The 22,515-nt window shown below is 62.8% G+C and carries 14 protein-coding genes; 5 read left to right on the top strand and 9 right to left on the bottom strand.

Annotated elements, in window-relative coordinates:
- Positions 1-12: 12 nt before the first annotated feature.
- Positions 13-1,431, bottom strand: a complete 1,419-nt coding sequence (locus HBO19_RS01820) for an amino acid permease (RefSeq protein ID WP_170041809.1) — start codon at positions 1,429-1,431, stop codon at positions 13-15.
- A gap of 601 nt (positions 1,432-2,032) precedes the next feature.
- Here HBO19_RS01820 and HBO19_RS01815 point away from each other — a divergent pair.
- Together HBO19_RS01815 and HBO19_RS01810 are read left to right on the top strand one after the other, a co-directional pair.
- Positions 2,033-5,164, top strand: coding sequence for a transglycosylase domain-containing protein (locus tag HBO19_RS01815; RefSeq protein ID WP_170056792.1), 3,132 nt, complete (start codon positions 2,033-2,035; stop codon positions 5,162-5,164).
- A 118-nt stretch (positions 5,165-5,282) separates the two neighbouring features.
- The gene (locus HBO19_RS01810) at positions 5,283-10,295 is read left to right on the top strand and encodes an NEL-type E3 ubiquitin ligase domain-containing protein (RefSeq protein ID WP_170056791.1); all 5,013 of its coding nucleotides are present in this window, start codon (positions 5,283-5,285) and stop codon (positions 10,293-10,295) included.
- On the opposite strand, the gene HBO19_RS01805 is transcribed toward HBO19_RS01810, so the two are convergent.
- The 6 genes from HBO19_RS01805 to HBO19_RS01780 all read right to left on the bottom strand — a co-directional run bounded on the left by HBO19_RS01805 (position 10,285) and on the right by HBO19_RS01780 (position 16,727).
- A complete protein-coding gene (locus tag HBO19_RS01805) occupies positions 10,285-11,028 on the bottom strand; it encodes a molecular chaperone (RefSeq protein ID WP_170056790.1) in 744 nt (247 codons plus the stop codon). The two genes, HBO19_RS01810 and HBO19_RS01805, sit on opposite strands and share 11 nt — an antisense overlap.
- A 14-nt stretch (positions 11,029-11,042) precedes the next feature.
- On the bottom strand, positions 11,043-11,570 hold the full coding sequence (locus tag HBO19_RS01800) for a CS1 type fimbrial major subunit (RefSeq protein WP_169954485.1): 528 nt from the start codon (positions 11,568-11,570) through the stop codon (positions 11,043-11,045).
- Complete coding sequence (locus HBO19_RS01795) at positions 11,570-12,307, bottom strand: molecular chaperone (protein ID WP_169954486.1); 738 nt, start codon at positions 12,305-12,307, stop codon at positions 11,570-11,572. The genes HBO19_RS01800 and HBO19_RS01795 overlap by 1 nt, the downstream gene beginning before the upstream one ends.
- A 15-nt stretch (positions 12,308-12,322) precedes the next feature.
- Positions 12,323-13,561: a hypothetical protein gene (locus HBO19_RS01790; protein ID WP_169954566.1), complete on the bottom strand. Its 1,239-nt coding sequence runs from the start codon at positions 13,559-13,561 to the stop codon at positions 12,323-12,325.
- Between the two features lie 26 nt (positions 13,562-13,587).
- The gene (locus HBO19_RS01785) at positions 13,588-16,113 is read right to left on the bottom strand and encodes a TcfC E-set like domain-containing protein (RefSeq protein WP_169954487.1); all 2,526 of its coding nucleotides are present in this window, start codon (positions 16,111-16,113) and stop codon (positions 13,588-13,590) included.
- Between the two features lie 119 nt (positions 16,114-16,232).
- The gene (locus HBO19_RS01780; protein ID WP_169954488.1) at positions 16,233-16,727 is read right to left on the bottom strand and encodes a CS1 type fimbrial major subunit; all 495 of its coding nucleotides are present in this window, start codon (positions 16,725-16,727) and stop codon (positions 16,233-16,235) included.
- A 522-nt stretch (positions 16,728-17,249) separates the two neighbouring features.
- On the opposite strand from HBO19_RS01780, the gene HBO19_RS01775 reads away from it, so the two are divergent.
- Both HBO19_RS01775 and HBO19_RS01770 read left to right on the top strand, forming a co-directional pair.
- Positions 17,250-17,822: a PadR family transcriptional regulator gene (locus HBO19_RS01775; protein WP_169954489.1), complete on the top strand. Its 573-nt coding sequence runs from the start codon at positions 17,250-17,252 to the stop codon at positions 17,820-17,822.
- A complete protein-coding gene (locus HBO19_RS01770; RefSeq protein WP_170056789.1) occupies positions 17,819-18,586 on the top strand; it encodes a siderophore-interacting protein in 768 nt (255 codons plus the stop codon). The genes HBO19_RS01775 and HBO19_RS01770 overlap by 4 nt, the downstream gene beginning before the upstream one ends.
- A gap of 106 nt (positions 18,587-18,692) precedes the next feature.
- Here HBO19_RS01770 and HBO19_RS01765 read toward each other — a convergent pair whose 3' ends face one another.
- Positions 18,693-19,319 carry a Pr6Pr family membrane protein gene (locus tag HBO19_RS01765; RefSeq protein ID WP_170056788.1) on the bottom strand — a complete coding sequence of 209 codons (627 nt, stop codon included), beginning with the start codon at positions 19,317-19,319 and terminating at the stop codon, positions 18,693-18,695.
- 4 nt (positions 19,320-19,323) lie between these two features.
- Positions 19,324-19,557, bottom strand: coding sequence for a VF530 family protein (locus HBO19_RS01760; protein WP_057438302.1), 234 nt, complete (start codon positions 19,555-19,557; stop codon positions 19,324-19,326).
- 296 nt (positions 19,558-19,853) lie between these two features.
- Between HBO19_RS01760 and HBO19_RS01755 the strand changes: the two genes are divergently transcribed.
- The gene (locus HBO19_RS01755; RefSeq protein WP_169954492.1) at positions 19,854-21,872 is read left to right on the top strand and encodes a TonB-dependent receptor; all 2,019 of its coding nucleotides are present in this window, start codon (positions 19,854-19,856) and stop codon (positions 21,870-21,872) included.
- Positions 21,873-22,515 lie beyond the last annotated feature (643 nt).

Here is a 22,515-nt window from a genome sequence, read left to right as displayed (position 1 = left end):
GGGCTCAAGGGTTTACGCCGAACGCTGTGAGCCGACGCCGGCCTGGGTCGGTTGCAGCTTGAACACGTAGAACAGCACGGTCAGGAACAGCAGGAACACCGGCCCGACATACAGCGCGATACGGGTATCGGGGAAGTACGCCATCAGGCCCACCACCAGCACCAGGAACGCCAGGGCCAGGTACGAACTGACCGGGTACAGCCACATGCGGTACTTCAGGGCTTTCTGTTCGGCCGGGCTCAGGCTTTTGCGGAACTTGAGCTGGGCCAGCAGGATCATCACCCAGGTCCAGATCGCGCCGAAGGTGGCGATGGAAGTGACCCAGACGAAGACCTTGTCCGGCACCAGGTAGTTGAGCAGCACGCCCAGCAGCAGGGCGAAGATCGACAGCAGCAGCGCATTGCGTGGTACGCCGTTGCGCGAGGTGGTGCCGAAGGTCGCCGGGGCCTGGCCGTTCTGCGCCAGGCTGTAGAGCATGCGCCCGGTGCTGAAGATCCCGCCGTTGCACGACGACAGCGCGGCGGTGATCACCACGAAGTTGATGATGCCGGCGGCAGTCTTGATGCCCAGGCGCTCGAAGGTCATCACAAACGGGCTGCCCTGGGTGCCGATTTCATTCCATGGGTAGATCGACAGGATCACGAACAACGCACCGACGTAGAACAGCAGGATGCGCCAGAACACCGAGCCAATGGCATTGGGGATGGTTTTTTGCGGGTTCTTCGCTTCACCGGCGGTCAGGCCGATCATTTCCACGCCCAGGTAGGCGAACATCACCATCTGCAAGGACATCAACACACCCTGCACGCCATTGGGCATGAAGCCGCCGTGGGCCCACAGGTTGGAAATCCCCAGCGCCACGCCGTCGTTGCCGAAACCAAAGGCAATGATACCGACGCCGCCAATCACCATGGCAATAATGGTGACGATCTTGATCAGGGCGAACCAGAACTCGAACTCACCGAAGGCCTTGACCGCGATCAGGTTGATGGTGCCCATGCTGATCAGGGCGGCCAGGGCCCAGATCCAGCGCGGTGTATCGGGGAACCAGACGCCCATGTACACGGCGACGGCGGTGATTTCTGCAACGCAGGTCACCAGCCACAGGAACCAGTAGTTCCAACCGGTCAAAAAGCCCGCCAACGGGCCGAGGTAGTCCTGGGCGTAACGGCTGAAGGAGCCGGCCACCGGGTTGTGTACGGCCATCTCACCGAGGGCGCGCATGATCACCAGGATCGCCAGGCCGCCGATGATGTACGAGAGCATGATTGCCGGGCCGGCCATTTCAATGGCCTTGGCCGAACCAAGGAACAGACCGACACCGATACAGGCGCCGAGCGCCATCAAGCGAATATGCCGTTCGCCGAGTTCGCGTTTGAGCGGGCCGCCGGAAGCGGTCTCGCCGTGGGGCTGATGGTTGCCAACAGGCATAGGGGTACAACCTCATTTTGTTATTGGATTGAACCACCGAGTCTCGGGCGTACCAGCGGGTGGGCTCGTACGCCTGGGTCACCGGGCCTACCTTGTGGGCAGATCCGTCTGACAGGAAAACCGGCCAGATCAGCGGGCGTGCAGTATAAAAAGCTCCCTATAGAGCTTTTCACTCAATAAACGGCAAAATTCAGCGAGAACTCTCGGCAAAAGCCGATATGACGGCGAGGCATCATCTGCCTGGAACGCCGTTCTCCCTGGAAAACGGCGGCGAGTATTGCACAGCATGGGTGCAGCGTCATGCCCCTACCCTGGTCGCATTTACCAATCGCAAAGGCTCTAGAACGGCACTTCGCCCTCAGGCCAGGGCGGCGCGTCAAAGAACAGCTCGCGCGCCATGCGCAAGTTGATTTCGCCGCGATGAATCGCCAGGGCATGCGTCACGCGCCCGCTCTGTCCGGCCTGGATGCTGCGAAAGGCCGCGCCCGCTGCCGTCGGTGGTAGTCGGTCATGGCCGGCGCAGACAAATTCCTTGCGTGGACCAATCAGCGACTACGCTTGAAACAAGTCCGATCAATCTGCGTGAATGGATCAATCGACTATGGGTGTTTTATGGCAAACCGATTCGACCCAGGCTGCGGTGCCAACCGACAGTGCGGATGAACCGCCTTTGCCACAAAAAACCCGCCCACGCCGCTTCGGCTGGCGCATGTTCTGGCTATTGCTGGTGATGCTGCTGATCGGCCTGGCCTATGCCGCGTCCCGGGAAATGCGCACCTCCAAGTGGCAGGCCCGGGAATTCAGCCGGATCGCCGCCACCCTCAGTTACCAGGTGCAGCCCGGCCCGAGCGCGGCGATTGTCTACCCCGGCGCCGGCCCCTTCGACAAACGCCTGGGCTACAGTGCCCTGAGTGATTTTCTGCCACGCCTGCTCAAGCGCAATTACCTGATCCAGAGCCAGGCGCAGTTCTCCCAGGCCTTGCTCGACTACAGCCGCCAGGGGCTGTTTGTGCCCTATGACGAGAAGATCCAGGCAGGCCTGTCGATCAGCGATTGCCGCGCCGAGCCGCTGTACCAGTTCAGCTACCCGCAGCAGTTCTATCCGACCTTTGCCGCGATCCCGCCGGTGGTGGTCAACAGCCTGCTGTTTATCGAGAACCGCGAGCTGCTCGACCCCGCCCAGCCCCAGGCCAACCCCGCCGTGGACTGGCCGCGTTTTGCCAAGGCCGCCTGGTCGCAGGTGGCCCGGCTGCTGCACCTGCCGGGCCAGACTGCAGGCGGCAGCACCCTGGCCACGCAGTTGGAGAAATATCGCCACTCGCCCGACGGGCTGACACTGTCGGGTGGCGAGAAGATCCGCCAGATGATTTCCGCCAGCGTGCGCACCTACCTGGACGGCCCCCAGACGCTGGTAGCGCGCCAGGCGATCGTGCGCGATTACCTCAACAGCGTGCCGCTGTCGGCGGTGCCCGGGCATGGTGAAGTGCATGGTATGGCCGAAGGCTTGCGGGTCTGGTACGGCGCCGACTTCAACCGGACCAACAGCCTGCTGGCCAGTGACGACCCCAAGGATCTTGCGCAAAAAGGCCTGGCCCTGCGTGAAGTGCTGTCGCTGACCATCGCCCAGCGCCGTCCTTCCCACTACCTGTCAAAGGGCCGCGACGAGCTGGCCAGCCTCACCGACAGCCATATCCGCCTGCTGGCGCAGAACGCGGTGATCGATCCGGCCTTGGCCAGCGCCGCACTGGCCAGCCAGGTCACTTACCGCAACTGGCAGCAGCAACCGACCCTGCAGCCCATAGAAACCAACAAGGGCATCAGTGTCGCGCGCAGCCGCCTGGCCGCCCTGCTCGATCGCCCGCTGTACGACCTCGACCGCCTCGACCTGGCCGCCACCAGCACCCTGCAAAGCGATCTGCAAAGCCAGGCCACCGCGTACCTCAAGCAATTGGCCGACCCGGCCTTCGCCGGCCAGCTCGGCCTGCTCGGGCCGCGTCTGCTGACCCCCGCCAGCACGGCCCAGGTGCGCTATAGCTTCACCCTCTACGAAATGACCACCGACGGCGCCCGGGTGCGGGTGCAGACCGACAACACCGACCAGCCCTTCGATATCAATGAAAGCAGCAAGCTGGAACTGGGCTCCACCGCCAAGCTGCGGGTGCTGACCACCTACATGCAAATCATCAGCGAACTGCACCAACGCTATGCCGACCAGAGCCCGGCGGCGCTGAAAAAAGTCGTCATCGACGAGCAGGACCGCCTGACACGCTGGGCCGTGGATTACCTGGCACAGAACAGTGACCGCAACCTGCCGACGATGCTCGCCGCAGCCCTGGACCGGCACTACTCCGCCAGCCCCGGCGAAAGTTTTTTCACAGGGGGCGGCCTGCATCACTTCCATAACTTTCGCAACGAAGACAACGGCCGCAACCCGACCTTGCGCGAGGCGCTACGCGAGTCGATCAACCTGCCATTTATCCGCCTGATGCGCGACCTGGTGCGCTACAGCACCTACCAGGGCGCCAACAACAGCGCCGAACTGCTCAAGGACGACAGCGACCCGCGCCGCCAGGAATACCTGGCCAAATTCGCCGACCGCGAGGGCACCACCTTTTTGCTGCGGTTCTGGAAAAAGTACCGTAACAAGGACACCCAGGCGCGCCTCGACACCTTTCTCGACAGCCTGCACCCCACCGCCATCCGCCTGGCCGCCGTACACCGCTACCTGTTGCCGCAGGCCAGCCAGCAAAGTTTCAACAGTTTTGTGCGCGCCCACCTCAATGACCCCACGGCCCGCGCCAAACTCAGCGACGAACGCCTGGCCAACCTCTACCAGAACTACGGCCCCGGTGCCTACGACTTGCCGGACCAGGGCTATATCGCCAAGGTCCATCCCCTGGACCTGTGGTTGCTCGGCTACCTGCTGCAACACCCCGACGCCACCTTCACCCAGGCGGTGGCGGCCAGCACGCACGAGCGCCAGGAGGTCTACAGCTGGCTGTTCAAGAGCCGACACAAGAGCGCGCGGGACAGCCGCATCCGCACCATGCTGGAGATCGAGGCCTTCCTGGATATCCACCAGCGCTGGCAACAGGTGGGCTACCCGTTCGACCATCTGGTACCGTCCCTCGCCACCGCCATCGGCAGTTCCGGCGATCGCCCGGCCGCGCTCGCCGAACTGGTGGGGATTATTCTCAACGACGGTATCCGCCAGCCGACACTGCGCATCGACAGCCTGCACTTTGCCGCCCGCACGCCTTATGACACACGCCTGGTCAACGACCCCGAACGCGGCAAGCGGGTGATGCCCAGCGCCGTGGCCACGGCCCTGCGCGAGGCGCTGTCGCAAGTGGTGGATGCCGGTACCGCCAAGCGCGTGGCCGGCAGTTTCAAGCTGGCCGACGGCACACCACTGGCCATGGGTGGCAAGACTGGCACCGGCGACAACCGCATCGAAGCCATCGGGGCCGGCGGGCGCGTGCTCAGCTCCAAGGCCATCAACCGCACGGCGACGTTTGTGTTCTATATCGGCGAGCACCATTTCGGCACCTTGACCGCCTTCGTCCCCGGCGCCACGGCCCAGGGCTTCAGTTTCACCTCGGCCTTGCCGGTGCAGGTGCTCAAGGGCATGGCGCCGATCCTCACGCCTTATCTGCAACCGGGCAGCCACACCTTGTGTGCCCCCGCCTCAATGGCGCTGAACCAGGGCGGTAGCCGGCTGTTTTCAAGGTGATGAATTTTGAACGGTTCGCCTGTGTAAGCGGCCTGTTGGACCCAGTATTCAAACTTATTCTCGGCCCCAGCCCAAAATAGACTGAAGCGCTTTCATGGCTCTTTTCAGGATCTGTTGCATGGCTGACTTACTCCCTTCCCCGCGCCCGGCCACGTTTCAAGGCCGGCACTACCCATTGCTTGAAAGTGCCCTGCCGCCGTGGCTGAAAACCACCGCCCCGCACCGCCTGGATGCCTTGCAGGCCGTCGGGCTCCAGGACCCGGCGCCCTACCCGAACGCCGCGCCGGCGCAGCACGCCAACCTGCGGCAGGCTATCGCCGGCCACTGGCAAGCCCTCAACACCCTGGATAAGCGCCTCCAGCCCCTCAATGATCTGTATGCCTACGCCGAGCGCATCCTGGGCGGCGCGCTAAGCGCCGACTATGGTCCGATTGATGTGCGCAACACCTATGTGCGCCTGTATGTCAAAGCGTCGACAGCCTGGTGGGTACATGACTTCAAGTCAGGCGTCACCAGCCATACGCTGTCGCTGCTGGATGCGGCGCTGCATAACTTTGCCGCCACCGACAGCTTTGTCGACTATGCCTTCCTGTCTGGCGCCGATGCCCGTGGGCAGCAGCGCAGCCTGACCTTCAAGCACAAGACCCGCGGCACGCCCCTGACCGCCGAGGGTTTCAAGCAACTGTGCCGCGCACTGAACATCGGCGGGCACTACCGTGAACATCTGAAGATTGTCATGGGTGTCTACAACCCCACGGTGGCCCGCGACCTGCGCCGCCAGGTGATCGCCCAGCACCAAGCCGCGTTGAAGGCCGCCGCCCACCTGGCCCTGGTCAAGGGCGACCTGGCCCAGGATGCCTGTGACGAAGTGCTCGCGCTGATCGCTGGCAACACCGCCCTGCGCCTGGATGGCCAGGTGCTTGCCGGCCACACCCTGGACCTGATGAACACGCGCCTGACCGGCATCCTGCTGTTCTGCGCCACGCCCCACTCGGCGGCGCGGGTGATTGCCTATGTGCCGGACGACCCCGCGCACCCCCTCAAGCAATACCCCACGCCCCTGTCCTTCATCCACGAACTGACCCGCCAGTTGCGTGACAGCGAACGCTATCAGGTGTTCTTCAGCCGCTTTGTCGACCATGATCAGCGCGGCTTTTTTTTCGCCAACCTCAATACCCGCCTGAGCCGGGTGCAGTGGCGCGCCAAAGCCGCGACCGATAGCCAACCGACCTGGCAAGACACGCCCCTGGACCATCCCCACCTGCAATTCCATGTGCAGCCCATTGCCGACGACTACCAGAACCGCGCGCATTCAAGCGGCAACAATGACCTGTGGCACTACCGTTACCGGGTGCACCTGAACAAGGTGCTCAATGACGCCCAGGACATTGCCGTCTCGACCAGCCGCGTCGACCGCCTGGCCCGCCAGGCCTGGTGGGACAACCTGGGGCGAATCCTCGGCGATATCCTCAACGCTGCCTTGCAAGTGCTCACCCCGTTTGTGCCGGGGCTGGGGGAAGTGATGCTCGCCTACACCGCCTATCAGCTCACCGATCAGGTGTTCGAGGGGGTGGTCGACTGGGCCCAGGGCCGAGGCACAGAGGCGGCGCAGCATTTGATCGGGGTGGCCCAGGACCTGGTGCAGTTCGGCCTGTTCGCCGCCGGCATCCAGGTGGCGGCGCCGCTGCGCCTCAAGCTGTCGGCGTTTGTCGAAGGGCTCACGCCAGTGACGCTCGCCGACGGCCGCCGGCGCCTGTGGAACCCGGACCTGGCGCCCTATGTCGCCGACCCGGGCGCACCCGCAGATCAACCGTTAATGCGCCACGAGGGTGCGCAGTATCAGGTGCAACACGGGCGCATCGTCCACCCGCGCCGCGCGGATGCCTACCGGCCCCACGTGCATCGGCGCGGCAATGGCATCGTGGTGCATGAAGCCGAGCAGCCGCAAACCTGGGACAACTCCACCCTGATGCGCCGCCTCGGGCCCAGGGCCGAGGCTTTCAGCGCCGCGCAACTGGAGCAGATCCGCCGCACCAGTGGCTGCGATGACGACCAGTTGCGCAGCCTGTACCTGCATGAGCAGCCTCTGCCGCCGTTGCTGGCCGACACCCTGAACCGCTTCGAGGCCTACGCCAGCGCACAACAGGCCAGCGCGCAGATCCGCGCAGGCATGCCCCTGGCCCCAGACTCCGCCTGGTTCGAGCAAACCGTCACCGAACTGGAGGGCTGGCCCCAGGACAAGGCCCTGCAAGTGTTCCTCAGCGCCAGCCTGAGCGGCGATTCGCACCGCTACGGCAACCTCGCTGCGGCGCCTGCCGACACCCTGCGCCTGAGTGTGGCGCAAGTCATGTCCGGCCAGTTGCCGGAACAGGTACTGGGTTTTCTCGATGAGCCGCAAACCCGTGCCCTGCTCGGCGCCCAGGTGCCCAAGGCCCAGCAAGTGCAACACCTGCGCGAGCAACTGGCGGCCTACGTCACCCGCCAGGCGCCAGAGATCGGCCAGTACGCCCATCATCTGCGCGAGCTGTCCGATGAGCCGGGTGTCCGCCTGCTGCGCGAGCATTTCGCGCAGATGGATTCGAGCGTGGCGCGGGCCTTGCTCGCCACTGCCGATGAAGCCGAGCGCAACCTGATGGCGACCCAGGGGCGCCTGCCGCTGCGCTTGAAAAACCTCGCCCGCGAATTGCACTTCAGCGCCGGCACCAGCCACGCCTATGAAGGTTTCTACTTCCCCTGGCGCCAGAGTATCGACAGCGAACGCATGCTGCTCGGCACCCTCAAACGCCACAGCGATTGGTTTGCCGACCTGCACCTGCAAATCCGCGAGCACAGCGCAGATGGCCGGCTGCGCTGCGAGGCAGGGCCGGCCAACGCCAGTACCCGGCGCATCCTGGTCAGGAAAGACCACCTGGGCTACGAAGTGCGCGATGCCGAGCACCGCAAGCTGCATGACCTCGACACCCTGTACGAAGCCCTGCTGCACGCCGCCCCCCTCGACAGCCGCCGGGCCCTGGGCCTTGGCCCCGGCCAGGGCGAAGGTCTGCGGCATTGGCTGCTGACCACCCTGGAGCCTCTGGCCGAACGCCGCGCCGCCCTGGCCCAACCGCCGGTCCCACGCCACGCCGACCCGCAAACGCTGAAGCTGCTCGGCAAACCCATGCCCGTGCGCACTGCGGTACTCAGAAGTGCAGACGCGTTGATCCTGAACGCCTTGAAGACAGTCTTTGCGCACCAGAGCGAAGCGCGCATCCTGGCCTTTATGGACAAGGTCGGCCACGAGCAGATCGGCCCCCGGGTCAACCAGTTAATCGTTGAGCATTACCGTCTGGACGGCGATCTGGCGCACTGGTCGCGCCAGCCGGGGCATCATCCGCCCGCCATGGAACGGGAGTTGCGCAGTTTCATTCAGGGGCAAGTTCTCGAATGCTGGCAGGACCAGATCCGCGCCGCCACCGAGCCCCTCGGCTCGCGCCTGGACCTCAGCGGAGTGACACTGCCCGATACGCTGCCGCCGTTGCGCGCCGACTTCAGCCATGTCACGGAGCTGAACCTGATCCGCAGTCAGTTCGGCCCGGCCCACGGCCAGTTCCTGCAGCACTTCCCGCAACTGTCGGCCCTGTATCTGGCAGAGAACCCGCTGACCCGCCTGCCTGAGGCAATCCGCGAGCTGCGCCACCTGGAAGACCTCGACCTGGCCGGGTGCCCGCTGACTTTGCCGGTCGAAGACATCACCCGCCTGAAAAACCTGCGCTACCTGCGGCGCCTCAAGCTCAACAACACCCGCGCCCAGCAAGCGCCGGACATCGGGCGCATGCGCGACCTGATACACCTGGACCTCAGCCACAGCCCAATCAAACGCTGGCCCGAAGGACTGTTCGAGGTGCCGCGACCGGCGCCGTTCTTCTTGAACCTGCAAGGCACCGCGATCACCCGCCTGCCCGCGGTGGCCCTGGGCAGTCGCGAAGCCGCGCTGGTGGCCCGCACCTACCTCAACCGCTCGGCGCTGGACGCCCTGCAACGCGAACAGTTCAAAGCCTACCGCGCGTCGGTCGGCCTGGACCCGGAGCGCACCTATGAACCTCGCGGCGATTGCACGCCGTGGCTGAACTACCTGTCGCCGGCCGCCCGGGAAGAAGCCCGGCAAGTCTGGGACGCGCTGGAGCACGAACATGGCTCCCAGGGTTTGTTCGAGGTGCTCAAGGCCCTGGAGCAGCCGGAGGTGTTCCAGACCCCGCAAGATCAACAACGCTACGCCGCCAACCACCGCCAGTTGACGCAGCAGGTGTGGCTCTTGCTGCAAGCGGCGGTGGTCGACACGCCGCTGCGCAAACGGTTGTTCGAGATGGCCAGCTTCCCCAGCAACTGCCCGGATGCGGGGACGCAGATTTTCAATGAACTGGGGGTCGAGGTGCTGCTCTACCAGATCGAGCACCAGGCGCAGACGCCAGAGGCGCATGAACTGCAACTGGCCACCCTGATCAGGGGCCGGGCGCGCCTGCAACAGCTCAACGATGTGATCCGCACCGATGTGCAACAACGCCTGGCGCCGGTCGCCGAGGGCGGCCTGGGCCTGCGGTTTCTCACCGATGTGGTCGACGGCGTGGCCGGCCAGGTCGATGAGGTAGAAATCTACCTGGCCTACCAGACCGCACTTGCCGTGCGCCTGGACCTGCCGTGGATCGCCGAGCATATGCTGTACCGCAGCACCGCCCGGGTCAGCGCCGCACAGATTGACGCGGCCTATGCGCGGGTGCAGGAGCTGGGAAACGGTGACGGCCTGGTCAACCGCATGCTGCTGGACCCGCACTGGCGCGCCTGGCTGCAAAAACGCTATGCCGGCCAATACGCCGAACAGCAGCAGTGGCTCAGGACCCAGCATGAGCAGTTGCTTGATCTGCAAGAGATGTGGGAACAGGTGCCGCAGAAAGTACCGTTACCCGCACAGATCGCTGCCCTGGCCAAGGCGCAGGGCATGATCGAGTCGAACCTGGCAGACCCGCTGAAATTCCAAGCTGCCTGCGAAAAACGTGAGGAGGAACTGGGCTACAACGCCGAGGAGTGGATGCGCCAGCGCACCCGCACCGCCTTGATGGCGGCGCGAGAGCTGCGTAATCGCCAGGCTAGCCGCTGATTTCAATCACCCTTTCGGCCGCGCCTTCCACCAGGAAAAACCGATAGATCCGCCCGGCCTGTTTGTCGAAGCTGAACACCCGGCCAGGGAAGATGTGGTTCTTGGTCACGGGCGCGCAGTCCAGGCGATCGGCCACGGCGCAGTCCTTGAACTCGTCTACCACCACCACGGTGTTACCGGCGTTGCGCAAGGTGTAGCGCTGGCCACCGTTCTCGACACGGGTGTCGAAGCGGCTCTGGCTGGGGCGTACGAAGAACACCGTGCCGTAGCCGGACATCACCCGCACCCCGCCCGCCAGCGAGGCCTCATAGGCGGCGCGGTCTTCGTCGCTGACACCGAATTCGTCGTCCTTCTCCGGCGCCACCGGCAGGTAGCGCACGCGGAAGTAACGCTCGCGGTCGCGCTCGCCCATAAACAGCAGGCGCGTGCTCTGCATGGCGTTGGCCGGCACGATCAGGCGCGCCGGGCTGGCCATCAGGCCATCGCGTACCAGGCCAGTGCCGGCCTGGTCCTTGAGCGGCACTTCGTCATAGCTGCCGTCGGGTTTGTAGAGCATTTCGGTGATGTCGACCTTGACGAACGCGGTGCTGGTGCCGCCATTGAACACGCGCTTGAGGTAAGTGTTCTTGTCGCCGTTCATGTAGTCGTAGAAGTCACCGACATTGATCGCCGGTCCCGCCTGGGCATTCAGCGACCACAGGCACATTCCCAGTGCTGCAAACAGGTATTTCATAAGCACCTCATTGATTACGGGCGCAGCGCGTCGAAGATCAGATGCACACTGCCAAAATAGTCGCCGGCCACATAACCGTCCTCGGGCTCGACGGCGGAAATTTCCAGCTGCACACGTTTGCCGGCCCGCGCTTGCTCGGCAGAGACCACTTGGGTATCGGTCAAATCCAGCAACTGGCCGTTGAACTCGACATTGAGCAGGATCAGGCGCCGGCCATTGGACAGGGTCGGCAACTGGCCCAGGCGCGCGACAATGCCGCCGCCGCTGTTCTTCACGTCGAACTGTTCGCGCAGCGGCTTGAGCGTGCGGGTCACCAGGTTCCAGGTCATTTCCTGCTGGCGCTCAAGGAACGCGGGGCGGATCGGCAGCACATAAAAGTCTGCGGTGGGAATGCTCACCGTGACGTCAAACACCTGTTCTTCGCGAATCGCCAGGGCCTGGGTACTGAGCAGGGCCACGGCGAGCAGCAGCAGGGTTGCCGTCAGCACCTTGCACAATTTTCCCGAGCGGCGCGGGGGTTCGGGGGCGCGTTGAATGATCATCAGCCTTTGACCTCGTAGTGTTTTTTCGCGCGGCCCTCGACCAGCGTAAAGCGGTAGGTACGCCCGGCCTCTTTGGCAAAGCTGAAGCTGCGCCCCGGCAGGATGTGGTTCTTGGTCACGGGCAGGCACTCCTGGGTCTGGCCAGTGGGGCAGTCCTTGAACTGATCCACCACCACCACGCTGTTGCCGTCGTTGTGCAGGCCATAGGCGTCGTTGCGCTCATCGACACGGGTGGCGAAGCGGCTGTGTTTGGGCCGCACGAAAAACACCGTGCCAAACCCAGCCAGTACCGTGACCCCGGCGGACAGGCTATTTTTGTAGGTCTCGCGTTCTTCACTGGACACCACAAAGCCGTCTTCGGGCTCTGGCATCACCGGCACAAAACGCAGGCGGAAATAACGCTCCTTGTCGCGCTGGCCGAGGTACAGCAGGCGCGTGCCCTGCATGCCATTGGCCGGCACGATCAGCCGCGCCGGGGTCGCCACCAAGCCGTCACGGGCGGTGTTTTCGGGGTTGCTTTTAAGTTCGACTTCTTCGGAAGTGCCGTCGGCGTTGTAGACAATCTCCATCACCGACACCTTGATAAACGCCGTGCTGTCGCCGCTGTTGAACACCCGCTTGAGGTAGGTGCTCTTGTCCTCAGCCAGGTAGTCGTAGAACACGCCGACATTGATGTTCGGCGCGCCCATCGACAGCGGCAGCCAGCAGAGCGTGCACAGCGCCAACAGATATTTCATACCCATACACCTCATTTAAAGCTCCGAATCCCAGACCACCGTGACCTGGCCCGCATAGGTGGTGCCGCCACGCTCCAGCATCTGGTCGGCGTACTCTTTCTTGACCTCGAAGTGCAACGTGCCGGGCCGGCGGTTGACGTAGAAAGTCGGTTGCAACATCTCGGTGCCGACGCCACTGAGCAACAGCGGTTGGCGGATCACCCCGGCGCCATCCTCACGGTTGAGGCCGTGGGGCAGGCTGACGGCGACATCCACCGGCACCTCGTGACCGTCGCTGGTGTTGCGCAAGGCACAGGTGTCGCCGATCACCCGCTCGCAGGTCATCTGCATTTTGAAGCGTGACGAGGCAGAGATATTGAAGGTCTGGTCGCGAAACAGCCGCGCCGGTTTGCGGCCCTGGTTGACCCAGGCTTGCCAGCCGCCCTGGGGCACCAACTCGACGCGGTTGCCGCCCGGCGGGACCTCCACCTGGAGTTGGTGCTGCACTTCTAGGTTGAAGTTGAAGGTCAGTTGGTTGTCGGTGGGGATCAGCACATCACCAAAGTCATAGTCACCCCGTGGCCCCAGGGTGTAGGTCAGGCTGCCGGTGTACTCGCCACTGGACATGCCCAAGGGGTTGGGCGTGCGGATCTCATAGGCGTACTCCATTTGGTAGATACGCATGTAGTCAAGGTCCTGGGACGGCTTGCGACTGCACACCCCGGCGCCTTCCGGGACGATCCAGAAGTAGGTCGCCGTTTGCCGACCCGCCGCAAGGTGGCCAGTACTGACGCAAGGGCTTGGGGCCCTGAGCCATTGAGTCGTCCAAAACACCCCCGGTTGGGCCCAGCCCGACACGCCCGGCGGATAGGAAACCTGCCACAGCCCACCGAAGCCGGCGATGCGCATCTGCACGGTCTCCACTTCCCCGGTGCGGGTGTGGGTGACTTGTGCATCACGCCAACTGGAGGGCACCTGCACCATAAAACCCTGGCGCTCATCTTCGTGGTTGGCCTGGATCGGCGCGTTGCTCAGGGCGTCGAACGCCGGGATCCGCAGGCTGAACAAGTTCAGTGCCTTGCACTGGCTGGGAATGTGCGACTGACAAATAGAGCTGACCGGCGTGGTATTGCGAAACGTGTTCACAAACGGGTTGCCAGGGTCCGGGGTAAATACCGCCGTGATGTCCTGGGTCAGGGCCAGCGCCGTGGAGCTGCACAGCAGTGCTGCGCCCGCGGCCCCAAGCTGGGTGATCAAGGTGCTGATACGTCTCATGGTGCTAGGCAATCTCGTCATGACCCTCAACCTGCGGTCTGAGTGGTAAAGGTGGAATCGGCCAGGGTGTCCGGCGTGCAGCGCAGGTCGCCGATCATCAGCACGTCGTCGGCCTCCCGCGCGCCGCTGGTGTCGAGGCGGAACTGGCAGAGCAGGCGGTTATCGCGGCGCACTTCGAGGGTGGGCGAGCTGGCGTTCATTTCCAGGGAGAAGAACCCGTCGACCTCGCTCACCCCACGGCTGGCGTGGTTGATGATGTGATGGCCCTTGAGCGGCTTGCCCTCGGGGTCCACCAGGCGCCCGAGCACCGTGACACTGCGCATCACGCTGACCTTGCGGTAGTCCACGCCACCCTTGTTCAGGTGGTAGGCAGCGCGCGGCGGCTGGATACTGGCCGCAGGCGCGTGGTTGCCGTCGAAGTCGAAGCTGACCGAGCTGCCCTTGTAGGCGGTGATCGGAATAAAGTTGCGCCCCGGACGCAGGACCGTGCTGCCACCGCTCAAGTCATCGGCGCGCAGGACGATGTCATCGACATCGGTTTCTACGTCGACAATCATTCCCGAGCCCGCGCCGGAGTATTGGCTGGTCAGCACCATCCGGTTGCCGCCTAAGGCGAAGGTGCTGTCCAGGTTCAGGCCACCGGTGAGGTCGTTGTTAAACGATGAGCGCTGGACAAAACCATCACCATTGACGCTGTCGGTCTGGAAGCTGGCCATGCCCGACAGGCCCACGCCATAGGTGTCGGCCAGCACCGTGCCCGAGACGCTTTGCAGCACGTGGTCTTGCAGGTCGCGGCGGTAGCTCAGCGAGGCATTGTTGTCACGTTCGCCCTCGCGGGAGGTGCGCGTACCGATACTCGCCGCCCACTGCTCGCCTGGGCCGCCCAGGGCCAGGCTGACGCTCAGGTCGACCCCACGGTTACGCTTGTCGCCAGTGCTGGCACTGGCCGGGCGGTCGAACAGCGACAAGCGCCAGTTGGCGTCGCTGCCAAACAGATGGCTGCGTTCGTTCCAGCCCAGGTCCAGGCCGGTACCTTGCACATTGCCTTCGCTGTAGGACAGCCGCGCGCTGATGGAGCGCAGGTTGCTCAAGCGATGGCTGAGAGAGACCGACGACAGGCTGGTCTGGCCGACAAACACATCGCGCTGGCGAATGCGCGTACCGTCGGGCAGGGTTTCGTAGGTGTTGCGGGTATCCAGCCAACTGCGGGTGTGGCTGAACACCACGCTGCCCAGGCCGTAGTTATAGAGGCTGTTGAGGTCCACGCCGGTGCCGTAGTCATCGGTCTGGTAGACGTTGGCGTAGAGGCTGAAGTTATTGGCCAGGCTCCAGTCGATGGACGTGCCGTACTGCATGCTGTCCTTGACCTGGCGCCCGGACAGCCCAAGCACCACTCGTGGGTGCGCCAGGTAGTTGACCGAGGCTCCGGCGGTCAGGTCGCCGCTGGACTGGTTGTCCCAGTTGCTCAGCAGCTTGCTTTCCTGGCCGGCAAACACGTTATAGCGCCAGCGGTTGTCGAGGTTGCGCCAGTTGTTGGGCTTGTACACCAACTCCTGGGTGGTGTTGGTGACCTGGCCGTCTTCGAGCAGGCGCACTTCCACTTCATAGATCCCGCCGGGCAACGGCCGCGTATCCAGGCTTTGCAGGCCAGTGCCGACCGCCTGGGTGTTGATCAGCAGGCCGTTGCGGTAGATCTCCACCGAACCCTGGCGGTTGGCGGTGACGTAGATGGGGTAGATGCTCGGCTTGGGGTTGCTGATCATCAGGCTGTCGGAGCTGCCATACATCACGCCTACGGCGGTGTCGGGGCTGGCGCCGAAGGTTCGCAGTTGGCGGGTCAGGCCTTCGGCGTTGGGCGTGAAGTAACCCAGGCGCAGGAATTGCCCGTGCAATTCACGCTGGCCGTAGAGCGAGTACACCGCGTGGTTGAGGTCGTCATCATCCGGCCCGCCCAGGCGCGAGAACTGCATGTTCAAGACCTGGTTCCAGTTACCCAGGCTGCCGCTGGCATCCAGGCCCAGGCGCCCGCCGAGGTCCTGGCCCTGGCCGCCGCTGATATTGAGTTGGTTACGCACGATCAAGCCGCTGCTGCCTGCGGTGGGCAGGGTGTAGTACTGGGATTGGAGGCCATCGCGCTCGGCGTTCTCGGTCAGCAAGGTGACCAGGGACTTTTCCAGGTTGTAGTGCACTGCCAGCAATTGCTCCGGGCAATCAGTGGCGCAGGTGCCCAGGGACACGCCCTGCTTGAGGTAGTCACCCCAGCGGTCGCGGTCGATGTCCTTGATCACACTGCCTTCGTGGTCAGTGAAATCCAGCAGGGTCAGGCGGTCATCGCGGGTCAGGACGATCATCGCCTCGGACACAAACTCCTGGTCCAGTTCGACCCGTACCGCCAATGGCACATCAAAAAAATGTTCTTCAAAGTCCGCCGGTAAACCCTTGGCCTGGGACAGCAAACTTCTTGGGGTTGTGCCAGTTGCCGCGTCAGCTGCAAACGCCCCCGTACAAAACAACAAGGCAAGCGCTGCCGCGATGAGAATCATCGGGAACATGAACGGATACTCTGATTACGCTCAGGGGAAGACTTGAATACCGATCAACCGACAGCGGCTGCCTGTCGATCGGTAGAGGTCAAGCAACAAGCCAGGACTTATTGATCAACGCGCCGCGCTCAAGGGTTGGAGACGCGTGGCACGTGGTCGAACACCACGGTGAAGTCGGTGGTGAACAGGCCCGCATCGGTGTCGGCTGGCTTGGCAGCGGCGACCACCATGTCGGCCTGGGTGCCTGGGGTCGAGCTGGCGTCATCGACAACTTGCTGCGGGTTAGCGGTCAGAGTCACGCCGTTGAAGGTGGTGGTCAGGGGAATGGAGGAAGTGCCGTTAGTCAGGGACGCCGGGCCACCCTGGATGTAGGCGTTGATCGAACCGTCGGTGTTTTTTACCGCATAAGTGGCCCGCAGCGAGCTCAACTGACCGGTGACGGTGTTGTAGGTCATGGTTTCGTCCTTACCGAAGTCCGGATCCAGCGGCTGGGCGTGGAACTGCTTGGTAGGAATCGAGGCCTTGATGTTGATCACGCTGGTGGCTTCACCGGCAGCAAACACGCTGGAGGAAGCGACGGCCAGCAAGGCCAGTGGCAGGGCGAGAGCAGTTTTTTTCAGCATCGTTAAATACCTGTTGGTGCTTTTTAAGTAAGTTAAAGATTCGAGTCGATCGAAACTTCACGCCGCGCAAAAAACCTAACTTTCAATGAAGAGGTCGAGTCCTAAGACGCAAGTAAATGATCAACCGAATTCAACTTCAGGTAAGCCAGCAAATTCCGTGTAACACGTAGTTTCCAGCCCTTATACACAGGCAGAAAAAAACCTTATTTCTCAATAAATCACGGACTAACTGTCATACATGGAAGACAACTGAAACCTGTTTAACTTACATACTGAAAACATCATTCCGTCAGAAATGTATTACATGCACCAGCACAACTAATCATCACTCGATTTAGAGCAAAGACTCCACGCCTTATTTAAGCCGAGAACTCGTTAGTTTGTAGTGGATATTGCAATTATTTGACGTGGCAGACCGGGTACCGCAGGCAGTAGTGCCAGCCTACCGTTCGTCAGAACACATTGCTTGAGCAATAAGATATATCTTACGTTATGTCTTAGATAACCACAGAGAGCAGCACAATGAGAGACCATCATTCCCACCGTGAACCCGGTGACGGCCGCGACGGCTTCGAGAAACGCCCAGGCCGCGAGCGCGGTGGCCGAGGCCCGCGGGTCTTTGCCCCCGGCGACCTGAAAATCCTCCTGCCAGCGCTGATCGCCCAGCAGCCGTGCCACGGCTACGACCTGATCCGCCAGATCGAAGGGCTGTTCGACGGTGCCTACAGCCCCAGCCCCGGAGTGATCTACCCCACCCTGACCTTTCTCGAAGAGAGCGAATTGATCAGCGGCGACGCCGAGGGCGGGAAAAAACGCTACACAATCACCGACGCCGGACGTCTCTTCTTGAGCGAACAGAAAATTGCCCTGGACGGTGTGCGCATGCGCATCGACGTGAGCAAGCGTTCGCTGCGCGGCCATGACCGGCCACCGGAGATCCACGAGGCGGTGCATAACCTGCGCCATGCCTTGCAACTGCACCACGGGCGCTGGAGCCCGGCAGAAATCACGCGTGTCGCGGAGCTGCTCAACAGCACCGCCCAAGCCATTGTGGATGGCCCCGCCGTCCAACCTGTACAGGGGAAAAGTGAATGAACAAGCCCGTCATCCACCGCGTCACCCACGAGATTAAACGCCGCTGCCTGGACGTACTGCGGGTGGTCGATATCACCCCGCGCATGCGCCGCATCACCCTGGGTGGCGAGCAACTGGCCGGGTTTGTCAGCCTGGGCAGCGATGACCATATCAAGCTGCTGTTCCCGCAGAACGCCGCTGAACTGGCTGCGCTGCAAAGCCCGACCTTCGCCATCAAGGGCGAAGGCCCACAACCGGCGATGCGCGACTACACGCCACGGCGTTTCGACCTGGCCATTGGCGAGTTGGATATCGACTTTGTGCTGCATGGCGACGGCCCGGCGTCGACCTGGGCCGAACAGGCTGCCGTCGGCCAACACCTGTACATCGGCGGGCCACGGGGCTCGATGATCGTGCCGGATATCTTCGACAGCTACCTGCTGGTGGGCGACGAAACCGCGATCCCGGCCATTGCCCGACGCCTGGAAGAACTGCCGGCCGGGCGCACGGTGCTGGCGGTGATTGAAATTGCCGATGTGCATGAAAAGCAGGCGCTTGGCAGTGCGGCAAATGTCGAGGTGATCTGGGTGGTGCGCGGGGTCGATGACCTGCTGAGCATCGTGGAGAACCTGCAGCTACCGGGTGGATCGCTGTATGCCTGGGTCGCCACCGAGACCAAGCTGTCGCGCCAGGTTCGGCGGGTGCTGCTGGATAAACATCAGCTTAACGACGAGTTCGTCAAGGCGGTAGGCTACTGGCGGGCCGAGGGCAGCAGCGAAGAATAGGACTTACTCGGTCAAAATGTGGGAGCGGGCTTGCCTGCGATTGCGCTGTATCAGTCGGCACATTTGCTACTGATCCACTGCAATCGCGGGCAAGCCCGCTCCCACATTAGTTCTTGGTTGCCCTGGGGAGCTTGTCCAGCCCTACTATCGCCAACGCCAACGCCACAAACCCCAGCAATATCCCCCCTGCATTCATAAACACCTGTGGATAACCCAAGGTGCCTACATCAATAAACGGGTACTGATACTGCCCCAGCACATGCCCGCGCAGCAGCACATAAACGAAATACACCAGCGGGTAAATCACCCAGTAGCCGATGTGCCCCAGGCGCAACGTGCCCTTGGGCACGCACCACCACCAATAGCCGAGGAACAGCAGCGGCATCACGTCGTGGAGCAGTTCGTCGGCGATGAACTGCCAGCCCTCGGGGCTCCACAAATGCCGCAGCAGCACACTATAGGCCAGCCCTACGACCACGATGCTCACGGTTACGCCACTGCTGACCGCAGGCTGTAGGAAGAAACTGCGCCCGGCCGAAGGCCGACTCACCAGTGCATAACTCAGCACCACCGCCGCCAGGGTGTTGCTCAGCACCGTGAAGAAACTGAAGAAATTCACCAACCCGCCCAACAGGCTGGCATCGACCAGCCAGCGTGAGTAGAGGATCAAGTATTGCTGGATCGCCAGGCCTGCCCAACCGGCCAGCGCCGCTGCCGCCACATACCGCTTCATGGGATCAGTCCAGCGGGCGTTTGGTGCGCATCAGCTTGACGTACAGGCCTTCGACCTTCTCCCGCGCCCACGGGGTCTTGCGCAAGAAGGTGAGGCTGGACTTGATGCTTGGGTCGTTTTTGAAGCAGCGGATATCGATGCGCTCGGCCAGGCCTTCCCATTCGTAATGCGCCACCAGTGCGGTGAGCACTTGTTCCAGGGTAACGCCGTGCAGGGGGTTGTTGTTCGATGCGGTCATGCCGGGCCTTTGCCAAGTAAATGAAGAGGAAGCCGCGCACCTTAGCCGAGAGGCCAGGCAGGTGGAAGCATTGCCATGATTGTAGGCCCACTCCCGAACCAATGTAGGAGCAAGCTTGCTCGCGGAAAACGTAGGAGCACTGCGTGTATTCAGGCTGCCCGCGTCATCGTTGACGATCTTCGCGAGCAAGCTCGCTCCTACAGAGGTTTATGAAAAGTTCCGCTTCCTGAAGGAAAAAGAGATGTTATATTGTAACCATTCATATCCAACCTCTCTGCTTTGCCAAGGAACCCCCGATGTCCCTCTCCCCTCTCTGGCGCCTGACCCCGCTGGCCGCTGCCCTGCTGATCAGTACCCAGGCCCACGCCCTGGAACTGCAACCCCAAGTCATCACCGGCAACCCGCTGGGCAGCCAACAACTGGCCTCGCCAAGCACCGTGCTGGAAGGCGATGACCTGACCCTGCAACAAAAAGGCAGCCTGGGCGAAACCCTGAACAAGCAGCCTGGGGTGTCGTCGTCGTACTTCGGCCCCGGTGCCAGCCGCCCGATCATCCGTGGCCAGGATGGCGACCGCATTCGCATCCTGCGCAATGGTGTCGGCGCGCTGGATGCCTCGTCGTTGTCGTATGACCATGCGGTGCCGCTGGACCCGGTCAACGTCGAGCGCATCGAGATCGTCCGTGGCCCGGCCGCCCTGCTCTACGGCGGCAGCGCCATCGGCGGGGTGGTCAATACCTTCGACAACCGCATCCCCACCGAAGCCATCGAAGGCATCCATGGCGCGGGCGAACTGCGCTACGGCGGCGCCGATACCACCCGCAGCAGCGCGGGCAAACTGGAGGCCGGCAACGGCACCTTCGCCCTGCACCTGGATGCCAGCGCACGGCAATTCAACGACCTGAAAATCCCAGGTTACGCCCGCAGCCGCCACGCTGCGGAAAGCGAAAACGGCCCCGGCAAAAACGGCCGTCTGGGCAACAGCGACGGGCGTCAGGACAGTGGTGCAGTGGGCGGTTCCTACACGTGGGACGACGGTTACGCCGGGCTGTCCTACAGCAACTCCGACAGCAACTACGGCTCGCCCGCCGAACAGGACGTGCGCATCCGCATGCAGCAGGAGCACTACGCCTTCGCGTCCGAGATCCGCAACCTGCAAGGCCCGTTTACCTCGGTCAAACTCGACGCCGGCTACACCGACTACGAACACCGGGAAATCGAAGGCGGCGAAACCGGCACCACCTTCAAGAACAAGGGCTATGAAGCGCGCATCGAGGCGCGGCACCAGCCCTTGGGGCCGTTCGATGGCATCGTCGGTGCCCAGGTCAGCCGTAGCGAATTTTCCGCACTGGGCGAGGAAGCTTTCGTACCGCAAACCGATACCAATGCCGGCGCGCTGTTTATCCTTGAAGAAATGCAGGCCACCGAACGCCTGAAACTGAGCCTGGGCGGGCGCCTGGAACACACCACCGTCGACCCGGATGGCAAAGGCAACGAGCGGTTTGCCAATGCCAACAGCTCCAGCAGCTTCACTGCCGGCAGCCTGTCGTCGGGTGCGGTCTACACCCTGACCCCGATCTGGTCGCTGGCCGCGACCCTGGGCTACACCGAACGCGCGCCGACCTTCTACGAGTTGTATGCCAATGGCGCCCACGTCGCCACCGGCACCTATGAAGTGGGCGATGCCAAGCTGTCCAAGGAAAAAGCCGTGGCCAGCGACCTGGCCCTGCGCTTTGACAATGGCACGCACAAGGGCAGTGTTGGCGTGTTCTATAGCCACTTTTCCAACTACATCGGCCTGCTGAACAGCGGTCGCACCTTGAATGACGAGGGCGAAGAGGCTGCCGATGGCATCCCGGAATACACCTACTCGGGTGTGCGCGCACGTTTCGTCGGCTTCGAAGCCCAGGACCACTGGAAACTTGGCGAAAGTGCCTACGGTAAATTTGCCCTGGAACTGTCGGGCGACTACACCCGCGCCACCAACCTGGATACTGGCGAAGCCCTGCCACGGATTGCTCCGCTGCGTCTGAACAGCGGCTTGCTGTGGGAACTGGATCGCTGGCAAGCGCGCATTGATGTTGAGCATGCTGCTGGCCAGGGCCGGGTGCCTAGCAACGAAAGCGGCACCGATGGCTACACCACGTTGGGCGCCAGTGCCGGCTATCGCTTCAACCTGGGCGGCAGCCAGTGGCTGGCGTTCGTCAACGGCGAGAACCTGACCAACCAGACCGTACGCTATGCCAGCTCGATCCTGCGCGATATCGCGCCGGCGCCAGGCCGTAGTGTGCAGGTGGGCCTGCGCACGACCTTCTAACAGACAGTGATGTTCAGCCTGGGGGAGCTATGTGTTGTCTAGCCAAACCCGTGCTGCAAACGAGCCCCCTGTGGGAGCGGGCTTGCCCGCGATGGCGGTGGGTCAGCCAGCTTATCCGGTGCTGACACAACGCTATCGCTGGCAAGCCAGCTCCCACATTAAATTGTGTTGTCTAGCCAAACCCGTGCTGCAAACGAGCCCCCTGTGGGAGCAGGCTTGCCCGCGATGGCGGTGGGTCAGCCAGCTTATCCGGTGCCGACACAACGCTATCGCTGGCAAGCCAGCTCCCACATTAAATTCTGTTGTCTAGCCAAACTCGTGCTGTAAACGAGATCCCCTGTGGGAGTGGGCTTGCCCGCGATGGCGGTGGGTCGGCCAGCTTATCCGGTGCTGACACAACGCTATCGCAGGCAAGCCAGCTCCCACATTAAATTGTGTTGTCTAGCCAAACTCGTGCTGTAAACGAGCCCCCCTGTGGGAGTGGGCTTGCCCGCGATGGCGGTGGGTCAGCCAGCTTATCCGGTGCTGACACAACGCTATCGCTGGCAAGCCAGCTCCCACATTAAATTCTGTTGTCTAGCCAAACTCGTGCTGTAAACGAGATCCCCTGTGGGAGTGGGCTTGCCCGCGATGGCGGTGGGTC

Origin of the sequence: Pseudomonas sp. WS 5021 (assembly GCF_012985535.1) — a bacterium.
GTDB lineage: Bacteria > Pseudomonadota > Gammaproteobacteria > Pseudomonadales > Pseudomonadaceae > Aquipseudomonas.
The sequence above is the reverse complement of the archived record's forward strand: the minus strand, read 5'-3'. Positions and strand labels throughout refer to the sequence as shown.